The 20766-nt window shown below is 64.2% G+C and carries 19 protein-coding genes; 12 read left to right on the top strand and 7 right to left on the bottom strand.

The genetic code is table 11. The annotated features are described in order from the left end of the window. Positions 1-58: 58 nt before the first annotated feature. On the bottom strand, positions 59-1099 hold the full coding sequence (locus tag J8F10_RS34235; RefSeq protein WP_315854245.1) for an outer membrane protein assembly factor BamB family protein: 1041 nt from the start codon (positions 1097-1099) through the stop codon (positions 59-61). A 717-nt stretch (positions 1100-1816) separates the two neighbouring features. On the opposite strand from J8F10_RS34235, the gene ispG reads away from it, so the two are divergent. From ispG to J8F10_RS34210, 5 genes are all read left to right on the top strand, one after another. Then, positions 1817-3007 carry a flavodoxin-dependent (E)-4-hydroxy-3-methylbut-2-enyl-diphosphate synthase gene (ispG, locus tag J8F10_RS34230; protein WP_210661536.1) on the top strand — a complete coding sequence of 397 codons (1191 nt, stop codon included), beginning with the start codon at positions 1817-1819 and terminating at the stop codon, positions 3005-3007. Positions 3008-3057: 50 nt separating this feature from the next. Beyond that, a complete protein-coding gene (locus J8F10_RS34225) occupies positions 3058-3513 on the top strand; it encodes a hypothetical protein (protein ID WP_210661534.1) in 456 nt (151 codons plus the stop codon). Further along, a complete protein-coding gene (locus J8F10_RS34220) occupies positions 3510-4064 on the top strand; it encodes a hypothetical protein (RefSeq protein ID WP_210661530.1) in 555 nt (184 codons plus the stop codon). The genes J8F10_RS34225 and J8F10_RS34220 overlap by 4 nt, the downstream gene beginning before the upstream one ends. A gap of 230 nt (positions 4065-4294) precedes the next feature. Continuing rightward, positions 4295-4990 carry a response regulator transcription factor gene (locus tag J8F10_RS34215; protein ID WP_315854216.1) on the top strand — a complete coding sequence of 232 codons (696 nt, stop codon included), beginning with the start codon at positions 4295-4297 and terminating at the stop codon, positions 4988-4990. 85 nt (positions 4991-5075) lie between these two features. Next, the gene (locus J8F10_RS34210; protein WP_210661528.1) at positions 5076-7139 is read left to right on the top strand and encodes a sensor histidine kinase; all 2064 of its coding nucleotides are present in this window, start codon (positions 5076-5078) and stop codon (positions 7137-7139) included. Between the two features lie 49 nt (positions 7140-7188). On the opposite strand, the gene J8F10_RS34205 is transcribed toward J8F10_RS34210, so the two are convergent. The 4 genes from J8F10_RS34205 to J8F10_RS34190 all read right to left on the bottom strand — a co-directional run bounded on the left by J8F10_RS34205 (position 7189) and on the right by J8F10_RS34190 (position 12560). Then, positions 7189-8046: a sugar phosphate isomerase/epimerase family protein gene (locus J8F10_RS34205; protein ID WP_210661526.1), complete on the bottom strand. Its 858-nt coding sequence runs from the start codon at positions 8044-8046 to the stop codon at positions 7189-7191. A 235-nt stretch (positions 8047-8281) separates the two neighbouring features. After that, positions 8282-9280, bottom strand: coding sequence for a hypothetical protein (locus J8F10_RS34200; protein WP_210661524.1), 999 nt, complete (start codon positions 9278-9280; stop codon positions 8282-8284). Positions 9281-9301: 21 nt separating this feature from the next. After that, positions 9302-9844: a YceI family protein gene (locus J8F10_RS34195; protein ID WP_210661522.1), complete on the bottom strand. Its 543-nt coding sequence runs from the start codon at positions 9842-9844 to the stop codon at positions 9302-9304. A gap of 457 nt (positions 9845-10301) precedes the next feature. After that, on the bottom strand, positions 10302-12560 hold the full coding sequence (locus J8F10_RS34190) for an ATP-dependent helicase (protein ID WP_210661520.1): 2259 nt from the start codon (positions 12558-12560) through the stop codon (positions 10302-10304). A 230-nt stretch (positions 12561-12790) separates the two neighbouring features. Here J8F10_RS34190 and J8F10_RS34185 point away from each other — a divergent pair, with 230 nt between their 5' ends. Then, a complete protein-coding gene (locus tag J8F10_RS34185) occupies positions 12791-13213 on the top strand; it encodes a holo-ACP synthase (RefSeq protein WP_210661518.1) in 423 nt (140 codons plus the stop codon). Positions 13214-13230: 17 nt separating this feature from the next. Here J8F10_RS34185 and J8F10_RS34180 read toward each other — a convergent pair whose 3' ends face one another. Then, on the bottom strand, positions 13231-13446 hold the full coding sequence (locus J8F10_RS34180) for a hypothetical protein (RefSeq protein ID WP_210661516.1): 216 nt from the start codon (positions 13444-13446) through the stop codon (positions 13231-13233). Positions 13447-13789: 343 nt separating this feature from the next. On the opposite strand from J8F10_RS34180, the gene J8F10_RS34175 reads away from it, so the two are divergent. The 3 genes from J8F10_RS34175 to J8F10_RS34165 all read left to right on the top strand — a co-directional run bounded on the left by J8F10_RS34175 (position 13790) and on the right by J8F10_RS34165 (position 17448). Continuing rightward, a complete protein-coding gene (locus tag J8F10_RS34175; RefSeq protein WP_210661514.1) occupies positions 13790-16288 on the top strand; it encodes a TolC family protein in 2499 nt (832 codons plus the stop codon). Between the two features lie 203 nt (positions 16289-16491). Then, positions 16492-17040: a GNAT family N-acetyltransferase gene (locus tag J8F10_RS34170; RefSeq protein ID WP_315854215.1), complete on the top strand. Its 549-nt coding sequence runs from the start codon at positions 16492-16494 to the stop codon at positions 17038-17040. A 72-nt stretch (positions 17041-17112) separates the two neighbouring features. Next, the gene (locus J8F10_RS34165; protein WP_210661512.1) at positions 17113-17448 is read left to right on the top strand and encodes a DUF7660 family protein; all 336 of its coding nucleotides are present in this window, start codon (positions 17113-17115) and stop codon (positions 17446-17448) included. 4 nt (positions 17449-17452) lie between these two features. Here the strand turns inward: J8F10_RS34165 and J8F10_RS34160 are convergent, their stop codons facing one another. After that, positions 17453-18004, bottom strand: coding sequence for a DUF6939 family protein (locus tag J8F10_RS34160; protein WP_210661510.1), 552 nt, complete (start codon positions 18002-18004; stop codon positions 17453-17455). A 250-nt stretch (positions 18005-18254) separates the two neighbouring features. Here J8F10_RS34160 and rnc point away from each other — a divergent pair, with 250 nt between their 5' ends. The 3 genes from rnc to J8F10_RS34145 are packed head-to-tail and all read left to right on the top strand — an operon-like array spanning position 18255 to position 20358. Continuing rightward, positions 18255-18989: a ribonuclease III gene (gene rnc, locus J8F10_RS34155; protein ID WP_246523741.1), complete on the top strand. Its 735-nt coding sequence runs from the start codon at positions 18255-18257 to the stop codon at positions 18987-18989. 10 nt (positions 18990-18999) lie between these two features. Beyond that, a complete protein-coding gene (locus tag J8F10_RS34150) occupies positions 19000-19296 on the top strand; it encodes a hypothetical protein (RefSeq protein ID WP_210661508.1) in 297 nt (98 codons plus the stop codon). A gap of 3 nt (positions 19297-19299) precedes the next feature. Then, entirely contained in the window at positions 19300-20358 is a 1059-nt protein-coding gene (locus J8F10_RS34145; protein ID WP_210661506.1) for an NAD(P)/FAD-dependent oxidoreductase, read from the top strand. Positions 20359-20766: the final 408 nt, after the last annotated feature.

The following is a 20766-nucleotide window of genomic DNA, read 5'->3' as shown; positions in this document are numbered from 1 at the left end:
GGTGTCAACGACACCTCATTCTACACACGGGTTCGCGGCGGGCGAATCCGCGAAACCGTCACTTGGAGCCCCACAGGGTGCCGAACCCTCCACCGAAATTGAAGATCTGTTGCGGTTTCGGGTCGACTCGGTCCGCGACTCGCACCAGAACTCCGCCGCCGGACGCGCGCAATTCGCCGTCCACGAGTGCGAGGTCCGTGAGGGACTCGTTGGCGTTCAACGAAACAGTTTGCTTCCAGCACACGGCGCCCGTCGCGGCACTCACGCGGTACACCACGGCACCCGAAACAAAGTACACGCTGTCTCCGTGAATCACGGGCGCGGTGGTAATCGCGTCCTTCACCGGGAGCCGCCAGACCTGGGACCGGTTCTCCAGCACATCGTATTTGAACAGCACCAAGGAGCATACATTCGCGGCATTGCGCGTCGGAGCGAGCAGACCGTGCGCGCGAACGGTGCCAAACGGGGTCGCGGGCGCGGTCGCCTGAGAAGAACCCAGTAACACAGTTTCCCTCGCACCGTGAACCGCGCCGAACCCGTTGGCCAGCGTCGCGAAGAGGTAATCGACGTCGGCCGCCGGGTGCGGTTCCGTCGAGGTGAGTTTGGTCGTCCAAGATTGCCGCTGTTCGACCGCGTTGTAGCGAATCACGCCCGTCGCGCTGATCGCGTAAACGACGCCCGCTCTCGAAGAGAACTTGGGCTGATCGCCGAACCCGCCGCGCACGATGTCAAACCCGGTTTGCCGGCCGGTTGCCACATCTAGCATGTACACGCGACCGGTCTTCTCTGCTGTGCTGCCCTTCGATTCGTTTCGGCTCGCGAGGTACACCTTCCCGTCGTGAAACCCCACGGCACCGAGTAACTGCTCGCCGTTGTCCGCTTTGCCGGGCAACACGAACCGCCAGTCGATGCGGCACTCAGTGTCGATCACGAGAAGCTCGCGCGCCGTGCTGAGGAACACTTTCCCGTTGTGCGAAACTGTATCGCCGGCCGGCACTTCGACCCGCTTCACGTCGCTCTTCGCGTTGACGTCGGCCGCCGGGATCGCGTTCGCGAACGGGCGACTCTGGATCTCCGCTTTATCTTGACCGACTTGCACGTAGACCAAGGCGCGCTCGCGGTCACAACAGAGATACTTTCCATCGAAGCGGTGAACCGTCACAACGGGTTCAGTGATCCCGGGTTCCGCTAGTTCGGGCGGCTTCGCGGGTGGAGTTGGACCGGATGGGTGCGCGGGTACGGAAAAATCAGGAAGCCCCCCGGCCGACGGCATTGGGGGGCTCACTGCCCCCGCGGCTAACGGAATCACCGTTGGACCCGGCAGTCCGGGTGGCAATACACCCATTGGGGCGGGGATAACCGCGGGAGGAGTGGTGGGGCCGAACTGAGGGGGAGGGAATACTGACGACGGAATCGAAGGCAATGCCGCCCCGGATGTTGTGGGCGTCAGCGGTTGCTGCTGGGCACTGGTAGCAATGGGAAGCACGCTCACCGCCACTGAAGGCTCGGGCACGTTGAGTTTGCGCTCCGCACGCGGAACGGTAGCGACCCGCGCCGGGGGCACTGGTGCGGTCGGTTGAGGTAACGTGCCCCCGCTACTCAGCGCCAACACAGATAGCAGACCAACACACACGATACCGGGCACGCGCCAACGCCTGAACGCACTCATCGTTCGCCCTCCGGGATCTATATTCCAGCGCGAATTATGGTCACCGCGGGCCGCGGGCGTAAAGGCCAAGCCCGGTGTTGGCGTTGCCGCATTTGCGGTTACTCAATTAGCATGAGGAGTAACTTCCCAGGACGTAGAGGATTACCGATGACCACCGGCTCGCGCTTCGACCTGAGCGTGCTCGAAACGGCCCAGAAGGTTCCGGGCAAACCGCGCCACAAAACTCGCGAGGTGAAGGTCGGTTCCGTCGTCATCGGCGGATCGAACCCGGTCGCAGTGCAGTCGATGACGACCACCGACACGTTCGACGTGGAAGGCACGATCAAGCAGATTCACGCACTGGAAGAGGCCGGGTGCGAACTCGTCCGCGTGACCGTGCCGAAACCGGAAGACGCGGGGGCGCTCACGCAGATCAAACAGAAGATCGGCATCCCGCTCATCTGCGACATCCACTTCGACTACAAGATGGCGCTCTCCGCGCTCGATCACCCCATCGACAAGATCCGCATCAACCCGGGCAACATCGGAACGGAAGAGCGCTTCCGCCAGGTCGTGCGGAAGGCGAAAGATAAAGGCATCCCGATGCGGATCGGGGTGAACGCGGGGAGCCTCGAGCGCGACCTGTGCGAGAAGTACGAGTTCCCCTGCCCGCCCGCGATGGTCGAGAGCGCGCTGCGCCACATCGAAACGGCCGAGAGCGAGGGGTTCCGCGACATCATCGTGTCACTGAAGTCGAGCGACGTGCTGGTTGCGGTCGAAGCGTACCGCCTGTTCGCCAAAATGTGCGACTACCCCACCCACATCGGCATCACGGAAGCGGGCAAGCCGCCCTACGCGGTCACGAAATCCGCTGCGGGTCTCGCGCCGATCCTGCTCGACGGCATCGGTGACACCATTCGCATTTCGCTGTTGGGTAACCCGGTCCCGGAAATCGCTGCCGCGTTCGACATACTGCAGGCCACCCAGCGCCGCGTGCGCCGGCCGGAACTGATCGCGTGCCCCACCTGCGGGCGCCTCGCGATCGACCTGGAAAAAATCATCGCGGAACTCGAAGGTCGGCTAAGCGGCAAGCGCCTGCCCGTGAAGATCAGCGTGCTCGGGTGCGTTGTGAACGGGCCGGGCGAAGCGCGCGAGGCCGACATCGGTATCGCCGCGGGCAACGGGCAGGGCATGATCTTCCGTAACGGCGAAATGGTTCGCCGCGTCGCGGAAGCGGAGATCGTGGACGCCCTCATGGAAGAGTTGGCCCGCTGGGAAACCGAGAACCAGCACCGCATCCCGAAGACCACCGACGCGGAGGGCATCGGCCGGCGCAAACTGCCGGTCGTGACCGCGTGACTTCCGGGCGCCGGTGCGGTCGTGTAAACTGAAGTGTCGGAGGTCGCCCGATGGCCCGGCCGAAGATCCACGTGCAGCACTTTATCGCGTGCCTGAATGCCGCGTGGGACGGCGCACCGGGGCTACAAACGCTACGAACCCTCGAACGGGTCGGTTACTGGTACTCGGTTCCGCCGGATACGGAGTTCCCGTTCGAGAATCTCGAATTTTGGGTGTACGCGCGGTTCTATCTCGTCGGTTCAATCAACGGCTTCCGAACTTTTTCGCTCGACGTGTACTGGCACGATGCGCCCGAAGGCGTGAGGCGGATCGGGGGCCGATCACTCGGGTCGGTCCGCTTCTCGGACCGGCACCCCGTCATCAGTTCCGCGTGGCCCGTCCGACCGTTGATATTTCCGGGCACCGGGCAGTACGAGTTTCAACTGCTGGTCGAACTGAATCGGCCTTGGGGCCGCGAGAGCCGCCCGGTCCGAAGCGAGTTCATCCGCATCGAGAGGCAGCCATGAAGCGGCGGAACAGGAAAAACCAGCGCGTCGTTCCGCAATCCGGCGCTGAGTCGTTCCACGAGGGCGAAGCCGGTCCACTCATTTACTCCTACCCGATGCCGCCGGCGAAGAGCCGTGGGCAGCTCATTCCGCGCCCCGAATGGACGTTACTCGAGCCGGGCGCCGAGTTGACACCTGTAGAACAAGGCGCTGTTACTTCTTCCGAAAACCGGCCACTGGTGCCCGCATCCGAAGAAGTGGCATCGCTGCCTCGAACCGCGCGCGAAGCATTCGCCGCGCGCTGTGCCGCTCGTGTGGCCCGACTGCGCGCGGGGGCTGCGGCGCCGGAAGCGGCCGCGGCACTGATACTCGCTGCCGCAACCACCGCGACACCGATCCGGCGCCAACTGCTCTGCATCCGGCGCGACCTCGACCGGCTGAAGTTGCTCGCGAAGCAAAACAAATGGACCGATGACACAGTGATACCGCCGGACGTGTTCGGCCCCATGTGGCCGGAGAGTGTCGCGCCCGACTGGGCGAAAGACCCGCCCGCGCCTCCCGCGTCCGAATAGGGCGGTTCCCGGGTTCTTTTACGCGACTCATTGCGGACCGTTTTGGCCGAGCTTATGGGCACCATCGTGGCCCGCGTATCCGGCAGGTTCTGAAGAAGCCGGACAAGCTCTCATAACGTTTTTCGTGGTGAGTTCTGCGCGCGTTTCACGTTTCATTTCTCATACCCACTTCATCGGGAGTGAGTAAACTCAAATATCCAGGTGGGGTATTCCTGCCGGAGGGTGAACCCGTGCGCGTGCTGCTCGTTGAAGATCACCAGCCCCTCGTCAAAGCCTTACGACAAGGGCTGGAAGAGGAAGGGTTCGCCGTCGACGTCGCGACCGATGGCGAAGAGGCGGACGTGAAGTGCCGGAGCACGTCCTACGACGTGGTCGTGCTCGACGTGATGCTGCCAAAGGTCGACGGATTAACTCTGTTAAAGAGGTGGCGCGGCTCCGGTATTAACACACACGTCCTGATGCTGACCGCAAAAACCACAACCAACGACAAGGTGACCGGGCTGGACGCGGGGGCCGATGATTACCTCCCCAAACCGTTCGAGATGGACGAACTGTTCGCCCGGTTGCGGGCACTGATCCGGCGCGGGCACCAGCAAAAAGACCCCGTGCTGCGGTGCTACGACCTGGAGATCGACACCGCGGCGCGCGCGGTGCGCCGGTCCGGGCGGTCCGTCCAACTCACGCCGCGCGAGTACGCCCTGTTGGAGTTCCTCGCGTTCCACCGCGGCAAGGTGGTGACCCGGAGCATGATCTGGGAGCACCTCTACGACGAGTACGACGAGAACACGTCGAACGTCGTGGACGTGTACATTCGGTACCTGCGGAACAAAGTCGATAAGGGGTTCGATCCACCACTAATCCTGACCCGCTGGGGTGAGGGGTACATGCTCCGCGGCGACGACGATCCGCCCCCACTGAAAGTCTGAAAATGACAAAGGGTGATCGGTAGCGCTGCGGCCGGACCGACCGCAGTGCCTCGCTTCATTCCCATCGCTCTCCCTCTGGTGTCCCATGCGCTCGATCCGGCGCTCGCTGCTGGGTTACCTGCTGGTACTGCTCGCACTGGCACTGGGCGCGGTGGGCGTACTCGTCGACCGGTTCGCGGTCGACGCGATCCGCGCGAGAGAAAAATCCGAGTCGGACAACATCGAGCACGCTTTTAAAGTGCGCCACCAAGAAGCGAAGGCGAAATTCGATGCGGACCTGATGGCCGAATCGAAGGCACTCGCGAAGGAAGTCTTTTACAAACTCGGGCCGCTCCTGGGCCAAACGGAGCCGCTGCGCCGGCTCACACCGACGGAGCAGGTCGCGGTCCAAATTGGGGGCGCGGTTCTCGGCCACAATGTGGAATCGCGCCGCCCGCCCGGGGGCGGGCCGGGTGGCCCCGGGCCGCGTGCGGAGCCACAACCACCGCTGAAAGCGTCCGAAGACGAGGCCCGCCAGTACAGTTTGCGCCTCGGGTTATTGAGGAACGTTCCCGGCCCAACCCTCTGGTCGTATCTCGCACCAGCGGCGGCAACTGAACCAATCCTCCGGGGCGGGGGCGGTGACACCCGACGGCTCTACCCGTACCCGAACTGGGTGGAGTTCGACGGCCCGCGGCTCGTAGTTCGGGTTCAAGAAGCGTTCCGGAAGGCGTTCACCGACGACGACCACCCGTTCCCGTACCAGTTCCAGATCACGCTGGTAGCCACGTACCCGAATCGCCCCGGGCGGAACATCGCGGTCATCCGATCGGAAGGGATTCACGGCGACCTCTCCCTGGACGCCGCGTTCCTGGAACCGACCGAGGAATTGGAACCCAAGTTGGTGGACGACACCCTGCCCAGATTGGGCGAGTGCCGGCGCGTCGTCACGGGCACATTGGCGGGCGGGCGCCCGATCGGTTTTTGGGTGCTCTTGCCGTCCCCGCCCGCTCCTGCCGTACTCGCCCGGTTCTCGCCGTACCCGCCGTGGCGCGGCGGCGCGGACATGGCGTTGCGCGCGGTCGTTCAAACGATACGCCCGTACTCAGATCTCGACGCGCGCCTCGCGGCCGATCAGCACGCACGGGACGAGCAACTGGAGCGCGTGCGGACCGAGACGCGCATGGAACTCGCGCAGTTCCGCGGGCGCCTCATGTTGATCGGCGCCGGCACGTTCGCCGCGCTGGTGCTCGGCGGGTGGTTCTTCGTCGCCCGCGGGCTGGCCCCGCTCCGGGTGCTTTCTGAGGCCGTCAGCCAGGTTTCCGAAAAAGATTTTCGCCTGCCCGTTGTCGCGAACGAGCTGGGCCGCGAACTGGCCCCCATCCACGCCCGCATCACGCAGACCCTCACCCTCCTCCAGCGGGCTTTTGAACGGGAGAAACAGGCAGTGGCCGATATTTCGCACGAGCTCCGCACGCCCATCGCGTCCCTCCTCGCCACCATCGACGTCGCCCTCCGCAAGCCGCGCACGCCCGAGCAGTACCGGACCACCCTCGAAGAGTGCCGGTTGATCTCGAAACAACTGGGGCAGTTAGTTGAACGGATCATGACGCTGGCCTCGCTCGACGCGGGCAACGACCACACGCACATCGCGCGCACCGACGCGGGCGAACTCGCGGTCGGGTGCGCCGCGGTGATCCGCCCGCTCGCGGCCGCGAACAACCTCTCGGTCGCGGTCAACACCGACGAAGTGGCGATCGACACCGATCCCGGCAAACTCCGCGAAGTGTTGATGAACCTGCTCCACAACGCGATCGAGTACAATAACCCGGACGGCACGATCGAACTGACCGTGCGGCGCGCGGGCGAAACCGCCGTGCTCGAGGTGCGCGACACCGGCATCGGCATGGCGCCCGACGTGCGGGAGCGCATCTTCGAGCGGTTCTACCGTGCGGACTCGTCGCGCCACGCCACCGGGGTTCACGCCGGGTTGGGGCTCGCCATCGTGAAGGAGTACGTGGCGCGACTGAACGGCTCGATCGAAGTGGAAAGCGAACCGGGCGTCGGGACCACGTTCCGCGTCACGCTCCCGACACCCACCAACGAACCGAGCCCGTCCACCACCACGCGCGTGAAAGCGCCCCGTGATGTGGTTCCCACCGGGTCGTAAACAACTGTGTGATCCGACGCGGTGCCACGATTGGCACCGCGTGAAGCGCTCACCCCTCGGCACCACCGCAATCGCGGAGAACGGCGCGGAAGGCGTCGGTCGCATACGGGAACAGGTCCGGTCCCGTAATTCCCCCCGTCGGCCCGCCGCCGCGCAGGTGCGGTTCCATCACAGCAAACCCCTTATAGCCCATTGCGACCGCGCCGCGGATACTGTGCGCAACGTTCCCGTCGCCGGTACCCGCGATCACACCGTACTCGTGACCGGCCGCGTGACCGCCGCGCTTCCAATCCTTGATGTGAAAGTGCGACGTGTACGCTTTCGTCTTCTCCCATCCTTCGACCGGGTCGAAGTTGCCGTAAGTGTAGTTGGCCGCGTCGTAAGCCGCACGGAGTGCCGGGCTGTTGACGGTGCCGAGAATGTCCGCGACGCGGTCCGGTGAATCGCCGTAGATGCGGTGCTCGTTCTCGTGAAACAGCACGACGTTGTTCTGCGCTGCGATCTCGGCCATCACACCCATGCGCCGAATCACTTCCGCGCGGTGGGCGGGCCAGTTCGCCGGGTCGAAGTTCGGGTCGTTGCCGGGCGGGTAGTAACTGAAGACGCGGACGCCGCGTGTGCCGAGCACGCCGCACAGTTCGATGGCGCGTTTAAACTTATCGAGGTGCGGCTCGAACGGGGCGTCCACTGCGACCTTACCGATAGGCGAACCGATCGCGGAAAGGCCGATGCCCTCGCCGTCGATGAGCGCCTTGAACTCCCTAATCTGGTCGTCGGTGAGGCTCAGCACGTTGGTCTTGTGGATCGACCGGAACTCGATGAACCGGACGCGGCTCGCCTTCAGAACCGCGACCTGTTCGCGCGGGTCGGGCGAGATCTCATCGGCGAATGCGGACAAAGTAAACATGGATCAGCACCGAAACGGGTTGGTTGGTGCCGGTAGTGTATGAGAAGGCCCGGGCGAACGGCTGGTGGGACCACGGAGCCGTTTTTGACAGGATTAACAAGACAAAGGCGAACGGCCGGTGTGAGCCGGCTGGTGCTTCTAGGTACCGGCGGCTCGCCAGCACAGCGCAAGCTCACTCAGGATAGCGCCACCGGCCGGCTTACACCGGCCGTTCGCCCGAACTTCCCAGAATGCCCTACCACTCCGCCTCTTTCTCATACGGGAGCTTCTCGTGCTGTCCGGCGAGGAGCACCGCGACCAGAATCGGCACCAGGATTAGGGCCACACGGAGCGCGAGTTGGAGCCACCGGTTCTGACGGCTCACCCGCGGAACGAGGAACGGTGAAAGGATCAGCGGCGCGAGCGCCACGAGCCAGAACGAGAGTACGGGGACTTTGGTTTCGTTGTGCGAGGGCCGCGTACCGAGGAGCAACCCGGGCAGGAACGCGACCGCGGCCGGAATCGCGCCGCTCACGATCGCCCTCGCGCCGTCTTCGCGCGCGGGCACAATGAGGGTAACGACCGCGATTCCGAACATCGCGGACCCGATTATCACCGCGACCTCCATGAACTGCGCGTTTTCCGAGTAGAGGAGCACCCCGGCTCCGGCGTAGAAGATCGCGGTCAGGTAGAGAGAGATTTCCGCGCTCGCTCCGCCCCGCGCGAGGCCGTCGAGAACGAGCCAAACGAACACCATCGATGCGACCAGTTCCCACCGCAGGGGCGCCCACTTGGGATCGGCCGCCGCGTTCCCCATAACGAGCCACGCACTGACGTAATAAACGGCCGCGATGCGCGGGAGCCACACGAGTAGGTTCGCGGTCCACCACGCCCGCTCGGGTACCGCCCGACTCACGGCCAAACCGAGCCAGCGCGTCAACAACCCGACCGCGACCAGCACGAGCGCCACACGCGGCAACCATTGCTCGCACGGGGATGTTTCAAGCGGCTCCCACAGGAGCACGCGGTACGTGTTCTCCCACGTCGGCGCCGGGTCTTCCAGTGACAGTTTCGGCAGCGCGAAGTTGCCGCACATGAACGCGACCACAACTGCCACCGCGGACCCGAGCGCCGCCGCCCGCCACCGCCCCACTGCCAGGAACGCGCCCAGGACGAGCGCGGCCGCGCCCGCGCTCGGGAGTACCGCGTGATACAGGGCTTCGAGTACGTCTTTGAGTGGGGGTGGCGGGGGCATCGGAACGAACTCCTCAGTTGCTTACTTCTTCGCTTCGACCTTGATGCCCAGATCGACCTTGTCGTCGATCTTGCCCTGGCCGTACTTCATGCCCCACTGCGTGCGGTCGATGGCGAACGTCGCGGCGACTTCGAGCTTCCCGTCCTTCTCGGTGATGGTCGCGGGGAAGCTGACCGACTTGGTCTTGCCGAGGAGCGTCAGGTCGCCGGTGACGGTGTAGCCCGCCGTACCCTTCTCCACCTTCGTCGATTTGAACGTGGCCTTCGGCTGGTTCTTGACGTCGAAGAAGTCCGCGTTCTTGAGGTGCCCGGTGAGTTTCGCGTCGTCAGAGAAGATCGACTCCGTTTCGATGTCCACCGTGACCTCGAGCTTCGTGGGGTCACCGCCAGCGATGGTCGCGGACCCGGTGAGCTTGCCGAACCCGCCGGTGTGCTTGCCGTCGGGCTTCTTCCCGACGAACGTGACCTTCGTGTTGTCGCCGGTGAGGGCGTACTTCGTGTCCGCGGCGCTCGCGGGGATCGCAAGGGCGGCGACGAGGCTGAGCGCGATCAGAATCCGGGGCATGGTCAACTTCTCCGCGTTGAAGAGACGGGAACCGATCCGCCGGTCCGAGTAACCGGCGACTCACGACCGCAGTGACGTGCGCGGTCGTGGGAAGTGTACTCAGCTACCGAGCGAGGGGCGCGGGCTTACAACAGAATTTCACATCGGAAACTAGGATAGTGGGATAAGACAGAGAACAGAGGAACAGAAATCCGAGGGCAGAAGACAGAGGTCAACAAAGGCAGAACGGCCACAAAAAGGCACAAAGGGCACAAAAGAAGAAGGCATATATCAGAAGGCCAAGATCGCACACTTTGATTCAGCCCCGATAGGGGCTAAACCCCAAAGCTGTTCTCTATCTTCTGAACTCTGTCCTCTGCTCTCTTCTTTTGTGCCCTTTGTGCCTTTTTGTGGCCAATCTGTCTTCTGTCTTGATCCGTGTTATCTGCGTTTATCCGCGGCGGATTTCGGCCTTTCGCTACGCCTTCTTGCGACCGACCACCTTGAGCCGGATCTTGTCGCCCGCGAAGATCTTCTCGCCGTGTGCGGGGAAGCGGATCTTCACGCGGCGCAGGGCGCCGTAGCCACTTACATCCGTCACGTTACCCAGGCCGAACTCCTCGTGCTGTACCAGTACCCCCACCGCGAGTCCCGTATCCGGCGCGTCGGGGATGGAAGGCTTCAGGTCCGAGTTCGGCTTCTTTGACGGGATGAACGGCCGCGCGCCGGTATCGGCCCAGTCCTTCGCGGCCGAACTCGCCTTCAAGCGCCATTCGTCGGCCGCGGTGCGCGCGGCGTTGCGGGCCATCGACGGGTCGATGAACTGCACGTCGCGGGGCAGTTCCTGCAGGAACCCGGACGGGATGCAGTAGTTCAACTGCCCGCGGAACTCCCGCATCCGGGCGTGGCACAAGTACAGTTCTTTCATCGCGCGCGTCATGCCCACGAAGCACAGTCGGCGCTCTTCTTCGATTTCGTCGTCGCGGCCCATGCTCCGCTCGTGCGGCAACAAGCCCTCTTCCACAGCGAGGACATACACGACCGGGAACTCCAGCCCCTTCGATGCGTGCAGCGTCATCACAGAGACGTGGTCGGCCTGTTCGTCCCAGCCGTCCAGGTCCGACGCGAGCGTGATCTGTTCGAGGAAGTCCGTGATGGTACGGGTGTTGTCCTCGTCCCAGAACTGCTTCGCGGCGGTGACGAGTTCGCCCACGTTCGCGAGCCGCTCTGCGTCGTCTTCGTCGGTCGAATCGCGCAACATGGCCTCGTACCCCGACTTCTCCAGCACGAGCTGAACGAGTTCGTGCGGCGGGAGGGCGAGCCGGGATCGCAGGTCCGACATCATCCGGTGGAAGTCCCGCAGGCCGCTCACGGCCTTGCCCCGAATCTCCGTGATCTTCGCCACCTGTCCGGCCGCGGCGAGCAGCCCGATCTCCTGATCCGCCGCGAACGACTGGAGCTTCTCCAGCGACACTTTGCCGATCCCGCGCCCGGGCTCGTTCACAACGCGGAGAAAGCTCACAGTGTCCTGCGGGTTCGCGAGCAGGCGCAGGTACGCGAGCACGTCGCGGTTCTCTTTGCGCTCGAAGAACGCCAGCCCCTTCACGATCTGGAACGGGACGCCGTGCTTAACGAAGGCACTTTCGAGCGACCGGGTGAGCGCGTTGATGCGCATGAAAATCGCGTGGTCGCGGTACTTGAACGTGCCGCTCTTCGCGGCCTCTTTGATGCGCAGAACGACGCCCTCGGCCTCGTCGAGACCGTTGTCGAACGTAATCACTTTGACCGGTTCGCCCTGCGGGTTGTCGGTGACGAGGTCTTTCTTCTTCCGCTGCTTGTTGTGATCGATGAGCACGCTGGCCGCGTGAATGATCGACTTCGTGCTGCGGTAGTTCTGCGCCAGGGTGATGGTGCGCGAGTTCGGGAAGTCGCGTTCAAAATCCAGGATGATCTTGATGTCCGACCCGCGCCACTTGTAAATCGATTGATCAGGGTCGCCGACCACGCAGATGTTCGGGTAGTTCAGGCTGAGTTGCTTGACGATCTGGTACTGCGCGGAGTTGGTGTCCTGGTACTCGTCGATGAGCACGTACTTGAAGCGCGCATCGAGTTCGGCCCGCAACTCTTCATTCGTCTTGAGCGCCATCGCGGGGAGGTAGAGCAGGTCGTCGAAGTCCATCGCGTTGGCGTTGCGGAGCCGCTTCTCGTACCCGTGGTACACCTTCCCCACGACCTGCTGGAAGAAGTCCGTCGCGGTGCGCTCGTACTGCGGCGGGGTGAGGAGCTGGTTCTTCGCCTTGCTGATCGCGCCGCCGACGCGCTCCGGGCTGAACTTCACGTTGTCCATGCCGCTCGCTTCGAGCGCGTCCTTCACCAACTTGTTGCGGTCGTCCACGTCGTAAATGGTGAAATTACGGTCGAACCCGAGACGGTCCGCGTACTGGCGCAAGAGGCGCGCGCCGAGGCTGTGGAACGTGCTCACCCACACCCGGTTCCCCGGCGCCAATTTCTCGACGCGGTTCTTCATCTCGCTGGCGGCCTTGTTCGTAAACGTGATCGCTAGAATGCTGCTCGCGCGCACGCCGGACCGGAGCAGGTACGCGACCCGGCGCGTAATCACGCGCGTTTTACCGCTGCCCGCGCCCGCGAGGATCAGGAGCGGACCTTCGCCGTGTGTCGCCGCCGCCCGCTGGTCGTCGGTGAGGTCGGCGAGCAGGTCGTCGTTTGAAGCGGACATGGCGAGTCCTTCCTGAATTTCTTCCGCACAACAATGACAGAAAACCCGTCCCCCGGCTCTCCTTCCTACAAAAAGGAAAGAGAAGAAAACCCGAGAGCGGTTTCGGCCCTCCTCTTTTGGAAGGGGCTGGGGAAGGGTTCTTCAACTGCGAATTCTACCGGCTCGCACCGGGCGTGCGAAGGTCAGCCAGAACCGGCGCCTTCCCCGCATCAGAATTCGCCGGAGGGACGATGGAAATACTCGGCCTCGGCACTCAAGTCATGGAGTGCGCGCGGGTGCGTCAGTTGCTCGACGAACACGCCGACGCCTTCTTGAAACAGGTCTATACCGACCGGGAAGTGCGGTTTTGCAATACGAAACGGCAAACCACTGAACAATACACGGCGCTCTGGGCCGCGAAAGAAGCCGTGTTCCGCGCGCTCGGCACGACCTGGAAACGCGGGACGAATTGGACGGATGTGGAAGTTTTCTGCGACACGGGGACCCCGCCGCACGCGGTGGTCAGCGGGGCGACCCGCGAGCTGATGACGGCCCGCGGCGTGAACCACGTTCTGCTCACGATGGCGTTCTGCCGTACCTTCGCCACCGCGACCGCCATCGCGAGCCGCGCCGCCGGCCCGCTAGTGCCAGAAGACACGGCCCTGGATGACTAACGGCGCCAAGGGGCGCGCTACAGTGCCCCCGTCTCCCCCACTTCTTTCAGCAGCGCACGGGCGGCCTTGAACGCTGTACGGACGCTCATAACCCGGCCCTCGATCTGGTCGGATGTGAACGGGCGGGCGGGGTCCGCCTTCGGCAACCCGGCCAGTTCCATCGTGAGCGGCAGCAGTTTCATGAACTCGGTCATCCGGCTCTGCTTCAATTCGTTGCTGGCGGGCTGCTCCATTGGTGCGGCTCCTTTAAACGTTGCGTGATGTGACGGACCGGCTCACCTCAAGCCTAACTCAAAGGGCAGAACATCTCAAGCGCGGGCGCCCAGACCGCCCCGTGTGAGCCGCCCCGCCCCACTTTCCTCGAACGCGAATCCTCGCCATCTCGCGGCATCGCCCGGAACTTAACGCGGAACCAAAAAAATCTCCGGTTCGACTGGCAGACTAGCTAAATACTTCCGCCTGTACCGTCGATGGGATGGTGAGGATGCCCGTCCGAATTGACTGGGGCCGCTCGCAAACGCGGGCGAACGGTTCGATCGGGTTGTCGCGGGTCCAGGGGTGGAGCGGGGAACACACATGAGCCGGAGCCGATGGTTCAAGCGGGCGCTCGCCGGGGCACTAACTGTTTCCGCCGCCGGTGGGTGTAAGCAGCAACTGTTTATGGAGCCCGCGGACTACAAAGACGCGGCCTCGCTGAAGCTGCCGGCGTCGCTGGAGGCGAACCCGCACGGCGCGATCGCCCCGGGGCAGGTCGACAAGCTGAGCGGGTCGACGACTACGGTCATCGATTTCGTGCGCCCGCCGCGCCACATGACGCTCCGCGAGTGCGCCGCGCTCGCGCTCGAGCAGGGCAACGTGGGCAGCCAGGCGCCGAGCAACCCCGGGTTCAAGAACGAGCAGGCCGAGTCGTTCGCCGGGCGCAACGTCAGCGGCACGGACTCGATCCGCGCGTTCGCCATCGACCCGGCCATCGCCACCGCGGAAATCGAGCGCTCGGTGAGCAAGTTCGACGCGCGCTGGATCACCTCGATGCAGTGGCAGAAGATCGACCAACCGGTCGCGGCCCAGTTCCTCTCGTTCCAGCAGTCCCGCGACGCGGCCACGTTCAGCAGCACGCTCGCGAAGCCGCTGCCCACGGGCGGCGTGGCCGGTATCACGTTCAGCACCGACTACTCGAAGTTCTCGCAGAGCTCCGCGAACCAGACGAGCCTGGTCAACCCGAACTACACGCCGCGCGTGCAGCTCACGGTTGAACAGCCGCTGTTGCGGCTGTTCGGGGTGGAGATGAACCAACTCTCCCCCTCGCACCCCGGGAGCCTGCTGCTCCAGGGCGTCCAGTCGACCGGGGTCGGGACCGAGGGCATCCTGCTCACGCGCCTGCGGCTCGACCAGACGCGGGCCAACTTCGACATCTTAGTCAACTACATGCTCCTGAACGTCGAAGCGGCGTACTGGAACCTCTACGCGGCGTACTACAACCTGTACGCCCAGGAAGAGGGCCTCCGACAAGCGTTCGAGGGCTACCGGTACACGTACCTTCGCGTCGAGGCCGGGGCGCTGCGCCCGCAGAACCTGGACCAGATCCAGGCCCAGTTCGAGCGGTTCCGGCGCCAGGTGTATCAGGCCCGCGGGCAGGTGCTCGAGAGCGAGCGCCAGTTGCGCGGCCACATCGGGCTGCGGAGCGACGACGGCGTCCGACTCGTTCCCATCGACGAGCCGAACCTCGCGCCCTACAAGCCGGACTTCCAGGAGTCGGCTAATGACGCCATCGCGTACCGCCCCGACCTGCTACTCGCTCGCCAGGACGTGAAGTTCCGGCAACTCGATTTGTTGCTCCAAAAGAACCTGCGCCGGCCCGACCTGCGGTCCTTCGCCCAATACGACATGGCCGGCCTCGGTACGCGGCTCGACGGGCGCGCAGAGGACTTCGGCGCCAACGGCAATACCAGCCCCGGGAATGCGTTCGGCAACTTCATCGATAACCGGTTCAACAGTTGGACCCTCGGGCTGCGGCTCGACATGCCGCTGGGGTTCCGCGACGCCAACGCGCTGGTGCGCCAGGCACAGTTGAACATGTCCAAGAGCTACATCCAGCTCCGGGACCTCGAACTGAAGTCCATCGAATTCCTGATCCTCCAGTACCGGCGCGTGATCCAGACGCACACGGAAATTGCCCCGGCCCGGGCCGAGCGCGAGTCCCTCCAACGGTACGTCGCGCGGATCAAGGCGGCCCTGCTGATTGAGGGGCCGCGTGCCGAGGACTTCCTCAGCAACCTGACCGTGCAGCAGCAGTTGGCGGCGGCGATCGCGGCCGAGACGAGGGCCGTGGCCGACTACAACATTGCCTTAGCTCAGTTCGAGTGGGCAAAGGGCACGATTCAGCCGTACAATAATGTGTCCGTCGGCGACGGGCAACTACCGCCATGGGTTTCCAAGCGGGCCAAGGACCACATCCGCGAGCGGACCGAAGCGGCCATCAAGTTGCGCGAGCAACCGCTCCCGGCCGGAGGGGTCGCGGCCGGTGGGCACCCGATCTCGCAAGCGGGCGGTACCGCGTCGCTGATCCAACTGCCGCCGTTCGCCGAGAAGCGCGATGCGGTACCGGAAGAGCTCCCGGCGATGCCGGAGCCCAAAGCCCCGAGCACGCCGGGGGCACTGCGGCTCGGGCCGACCGGAACCAGCACCACGAACCCGGCGCCGGAATACTTCCAACCGGGCGGCCGGGTCCAGCTCCCGCCGCTGCCGAGCGGGCGCCCGATCAGTAGCAACACGCCGCCCGTGACCGGCACGGGCAGCAACTCGGGCGGGGACTACTTCCGCGCCACCGGGCGTGCGACGATCCCCGAGCCGACGCCGTACCGCCCTGCAGTAAATGGTACGGGAGCACCCGCAACCCCAACCATCCCGCCCGGGGCCAGTGCTAACCCGGGTTCGGAAGACTACTTCAAGCCCGGCGAGCGCGTCACGCTCCCGCCCCTACCGGACGCGAGCAAGCCGATCGGTGGAGCAAGCCAGTCCGGTCCGCCGCTGCCCGCGATCCCGCCGACACTCCCGGCACTCCCGGGCGGGCAGTAAGTGTGGATCTGATCGAAGAAGCGTGGAGTTAGAACGAGGCGCCCTTTTGGGCGCCTCGTTCGCATTTGTGGGCCAGACTTTTGGTGACCGCCGATCACGGAACCTGCTCCAAAAGCAGGAAGGGCATGCGCGAGTAAAATAGATAACGGGACGCAGTAGAGTGAGACGTCCGCACGTCGGACGGAAATCGGTGGGGAAACACTGTGGAGAACATCGCACTTCCATTGAGGCTCGCGACGACCGCAGATCTGCTGCGATTGTGCGAGCTCATCGACCAATCCGTGCGGGCGCTCGGCGCGAACTACTACACTCCGGCACAAATCGAGAGCGCGCTCCGCTACGTCTTCGGGCCGGATACGCAATTGATCGCGGATCGGACCTATTTCGTCATCGAAAGCGAGGGCGGGGAACTGATTGCCGCGGGCGGATGGAGCCAACGCCGAACGCTCTACGGCGGCGACCAGATGAAAGGTGCCGACGACCCGCTTTTGGACCCGGCGACCGAACCGGCCCGCGTCCGGGCGTTCTTCGTACACCCCTCATGGGCGCGCCGCGGACTGGCCCGGCAGCTATTCGAGCGCTGTGCGGCCGATGCGACCCGGGCCGGCTTCCGCACTCTGGAACTCATGGCCACGCTGCCGGGCGAGCCGCTGTATCTCGCGCTGGGGTTCGCGCCCGTCGAGCGGAGCGCCCAGAAACTGCCCGATGGCGAAGTGCTCCCACTCGTGCGCATGACCCGACCACTTTCCTGATCGCTGAAAGTGATGGCCGCTTAAACGCGGAAGTGGTAGCGGCCATGTCGACCGACCAGTAAACTGGCGTGCATGTCAGACGCCACGGACCCACTCGATCCGGCGACGGTTCACGACCGGGTCTCGTTCCTGCAATTTGTGCGGGCACTGGCCGCAGACTATCGCCGCTGCGCCCCGAACGGGCGAATGGCGTGTTCCGACCACCCGAGCCCATACTCCGGTCTCTGGGAAAACCTCGATCTCGGCACTTTTTTGGACTCCGGCGCGGACTGGGTGGAACACCTCGGATCGGGGGGCACCGACTTCCCGGGTGCCGATGCGGACTTCCCGGCCCAACCGACCTGGCCGGCATTTGCCGCGTTCCTGTTTCTGTGCAAGAGCTACTACGCGGGCCGGGACACACAATAGTCGCTTATGCGGGCCAAGTGTCTTCGAGGTAGTGCTTCACGAGCGCGGCGTGGGACAGCGGACTCGACAGGTCTTCGACGTCCGCGTTCGTCTCGTAGTCGAGCAACACAACGGTCCCACGGTCGGCCGCCGCGCGGAGTTGCTCCAGTTCCTGCTTCAATCGGTTTTCCAGTATCCATCGGTATGCGGGCAGGTAAATGCGGCATCGCGCCTCGCGATAACCAATTAACTCATCGCCACTTATACCGAACCGGTGCCCCCGCACCACCCCGCGGCTCCTCCCGGCCCGCTTGATGTTTCGCATGGAAGTGATCGCCCACTTCGCCGGATCGATGTCCTCTTTCTCGAACACCTTCAATCCCTGCCACAACCCCTCCACCGAGGCCGCAGTCCGTTCGGGCGTGTTCGGAATCGGGATTCCGCCATGTGGGAAGAACGGGCTGAACCGCACCCACGGTTCCGGCCCCTTTGATGTGACGTCAACAACGAGCGCATCGGGCCACAGCTTTATGAGCGTGGTGGATTTCTTTCGGCGGTTTTCAATGACAATGGGCATTGTGCGGCTCGCGGTACGGGAGAAGCCGAAGGTACTGCTCCGTGGGTCCGCCACAATGTTGGTAGTTCGCCCGACCCGCGGCACGGACCGCCGCGCCAGCTCCCTTCGCGCACGGGTACGAAATTAACACGCATACGAAATCAAGAATGTTACAACTTGGGCGACGCCCGCGTTGACTCGCCGGGGACGCGCTGATAGGCTGTCTGACATCGATCTTTCTTTGCCCGCCCGTATTTATGTACCCGTTATCATGCCTCCTTCGGACACACTCACTGGCAATCGGGAACGCGCGATCCTTGGGGACTGCCAGGAAGCGATCGGCTACCGATTTTTGAAGCCGGAACTGCTCCGGTCGGCCCTCACGCACACGTCCAGCGCGAACACGCGCGCCGCGTCCAACGAGCGGCTCGAGTTCCTCGGGGACAGCGTGCTGGGGTTGGTCACCTGCGAGCAGCTCTTCCAGCGGTTCCCGGAATACCAAGAGGGCGACCTCACGAAGGTGAAGTCGGCCGTCGTGAGCCGCAAAACGTGCGCGCGGTTCAGCCAGGAAATCGGCCTGGGTGATTTCCTCTTTCTCGGCCGGGGTGTTCACACCAACGGCGAGATGCCGCTGAACATTCTGGCCAACGTATTCGAGTCCCTGATCGCGGCCATTTTCCTCGATGGCGGATGGGGAGCCGCGCGGGAGTTCATCCTGCGGTTCATCACGCCCGAAATCGAGCGCGTGGCCCGCGACGCGATCTCCGCGAACGCGAAGTCGCAATTACAAACTGTGACACAGCGCGAGTTCGGCGACACCCCGCGTTACTTCCTGCTCGACGAACAGGGGCCGGACAACAACAAGTGCTTCAAGGTCGCGGCGCAGGTCAACGACGAGCGGTTCCCGGCCGCGTGGGGCAGCACCAAGAAGGAAGCCGAACTGCGGGCCGCGATGAACGCCCTGGCCCACATCCACGGCGAACAACTCCCGTTCCCGTCGGCCTGAGCCCTTTCCCATGCCAATGTCGCCGTATCCGGTGTTGTGCTACGCGCCGGGGTGTAATGTCCCGGCGGTATACAAGATCGCCGCGAAGTGGAGCGACGGCACCACGAACGAGCTGAAAACCTACGGCTTGGTCTGCACCGACTGCCTGGGCGCCCAGCTCGCGCTCGCAACGGCGAAGCGCGCCGCGTGCCGGCTCGCGGCGGGCGAAACGCTCGATGCGCCCGGCGTCTATGAACTCAACCGCGGCGGGCGCGACCGCGCACTTACTCGACGGGCCGACCTCGAAACGGAAGCCCGCCGCGCGTAACTCATGTCTGCGCAAGTCGATTTCCTCATTGTCGGGCAGGGGCTGGCCGGTACCGCGCTCTCGTGGTGCCTCCTCCAGCGCGGGCGAAGCGTACTCGTTGTGGACCGCGAGAGCGGCAACTCGGCGTCGCGCCTCGCCGCAGGGCTAGTCACCCCCGCGACCGGCAAGCGGATCGCGAAATCGTGGCGGTGGGCGGAGCTGTTTCCTGCAGCGGTCGCGTTCTATCGTTCGCGCGAAGCCGAACTCGGCGACACCTTCTTTCGCCAGCGCCCCGCGCTGCGATTCTTCATCGACGCCCGCGAGTGCGAGGAGTACCAGCGGCGCGCCGGTGGCCTCCTGCACGGCCTGGTCGAATCGACGACGGACATCAACCCGGAGTGGTTCGACGCTCCGTTCGGCGGGTTCTCGATGCCCGCCGCCGCGCGTCTCGATGTATCATGCTACCTCAACACATCCCGCGCGCACTTCCGCGCACGCGGCGCGTACCGCACAGCGGAGGTCGTGCCGCGCGACGTCGAACTTACAACGACCGGCGTGCGGGTATCGTCCCTCTCCGTCGAAGCACGAACGGTGATCTTCTGTCGCGGGTTCGATGCGGGCACGGACCCGTGGTTCGGGTCCATCAAGTTTAACGCGGCGAAGGGCGAAATCCTCACCGTGCGCGTTCCCGGACTTACAGAAGACCGGGTAATTCACCGCGGGATCTGGCTCGCGCCGATCGGCAACGAAGTGTTCCGCGTCGGCGCAACGTACACATGGGAACCCCTCGATTCGGCCCCCACTACCGAGGGGCGCGCGGAGATCGAGTCCCGGTTGCGCGCGTTCTTGCGCTTGCCATTTGAAGTGCTCGACCACAATGCCGCGGTGCGTCCCGTAATCGACGCGGGCTTCCCCGTACTGGGCCGGCACCCGGAGCATCCACAACTGGCGTACTTCAACGGCCTCGGCTCGAAGGGTTCGCTCCTCGCGCCGTTCTTCGCCGATCAACTCGCCTCGCACCTGTGTGGTGAAGGCACAATCGATCCCGAAGTGAACGTGCTCAAAGCGCTATGCCGCCCCTAACCGAAGGCCCCCACGACGCAGTGCGCGCCATACTCGTTCCGGGCGAGATCGCCGTCGACGCCACATTTTGAGATGGTCAGGAGAGCTACCCTTCAGCACCACCTTGGTTTCTCGCCTGTTGGTCGCCGGCTGGCTTGCTCTTGTAACGCCACTCAAGCCCCACACACGCGGCCACCGTCGCAGCGACGGTAACCGTCAACCAGATCGTTTGCCAACCAGCATCAACCCAGGGGGAAACCGAGCCCGGTAAGTACGTGAGGTCCGCCGGCATCCACCGTCGTGCGGTCGTACCATCCGGGAAGACGCAGGGCGGACAAAAGGTCTGAACTGCCAAGGCTACCGTGCCAACCAGCACCACCAGCTTTTGCCCCGGTCGTAGTCGATTGACAACGCACGCTACGGCGACCA

This window comes from Gemmata palustris (genome assembly GCF_017939745.1).
GTDB classification, from domain to species: Bacteria; Planctomycetota; Planctomycetia; order Gemmatales; family Gemmataceae; genus Gemmata; species Gemmata palustris.
Note: the sequence above shows the minus strand (reverse complement) of the source record. Positions and strands in the feature narration are given on the sequence as shown.

Bases quoted from the DNA above. Each gene is read 5' to 3' on its own strand.
- rnc (WP_246523741.1), top strand. From the start codon at position 18,255: ATGCCTCCTTCGGACACACTCACTGGCAATCGGGAACGCGCGATCCTT.
- J8F10_RS34200 (WP_210661524.1), bottom strand. From the start codon at position 9,280: ATGCCCCCGCCACCCCCACTCAAAGACGTACTCGAAGCCCTGTATCAC.
- J8F10_RS34210 (WP_210661528.1), top strand. From the start codon at position 5,076: ATGCGCTCGATCCGGCGCTCGCTGCTGGGTTACCTGCTGGTACTGCTC.
- J8F10_RS34150 (WP_210661508.1), top strand. From the start codon at position 19,000: ATGCCAATGTCGCCGTATCCGGTGTTGTGCTACGCGCCGGGGTGTAAT.
- J8F10_RS34175 (WP_210661514.1), top strand. From the start codon at position 13,790: ATGAGCCGGAGCCGATGGTTCAAGCGGGCGCTCGCCGGGGCACTAACT.
- ispG (WP_210661536.1), top strand. From the start codon at position 1,817: ATGACCACCGGCTCGCGCTTCGACCTGAGCGTGCTCGAAACGGCCCAG.
- J8F10_RS34195 (WP_210661522.1), bottom strand. From the start codon at position 9,844: ATGCCCCGGATTCTGATCGCGCTCAGCCTCGTCGCCGCCCTTGCGATC.
- J8F10_RS34180 (WP_210661516.1), bottom strand. From the start codon at position 13,446: ATGGAGCAGCCCGCCAGCAACGAATTGAAGCAGAGCCGGATGACCGAG.
- J8F10_RS34165 (WP_210661512.1), top strand. From the start codon at position 17,113: ATGTCAGACGCCACGGACCCACTCGATCCGGCGACGGTTCACGACCGG.
- J8F10_RS34225 (WP_210661534.1), top strand. From the start codon at position 3,058: ATGGCCCGGCCGAAGATCCACGTGCAGCACTTTATCGCGTGCCTGAAT.
- J8F10_RS34160 (WP_210661510.1), bottom strand. From the start codon at position 18,004: ATGCCCATTGTCATTGAAAACCGCCGAAAGAAATCCACCACGCTCATA.
- J8F10_RS34205 (WP_210661526.1), bottom strand. From the start codon at position 8,046: ATGTTTACTTTGTCCGCATTCGCCGATGAGATCTCGCCCGACCCGCGC.
- J8F10_RS34185 (WP_210661518.1), top strand. From the start codon at position 12,791: ATGGAAATACTCGGCCTCGGCACTCAAGTCATGGAGTGCGCGCGGGTG.
- J8F10_RS34220 (WP_210661530.1), top strand. From the start codon at position 3,510: ATGAAGCGGCGGAACAGGAAAAACCAGCGCGTCGTTCCGCAATCCGGC.
- J8F10_RS34190 (WP_210661520.1), bottom strand. From the start codon at position 12,560: ATGTCCGCTTCAAACGACGACCTGCTCGCCGACCTCACCGACGACCAG.
- J8F10_RS34145 (WP_210661506.1), top strand. From the start codon at position 19,300: ATGTCTGCGCAAGTCGATTTCCTCATTGTCGGGCAGGGGCTGGCCGGT.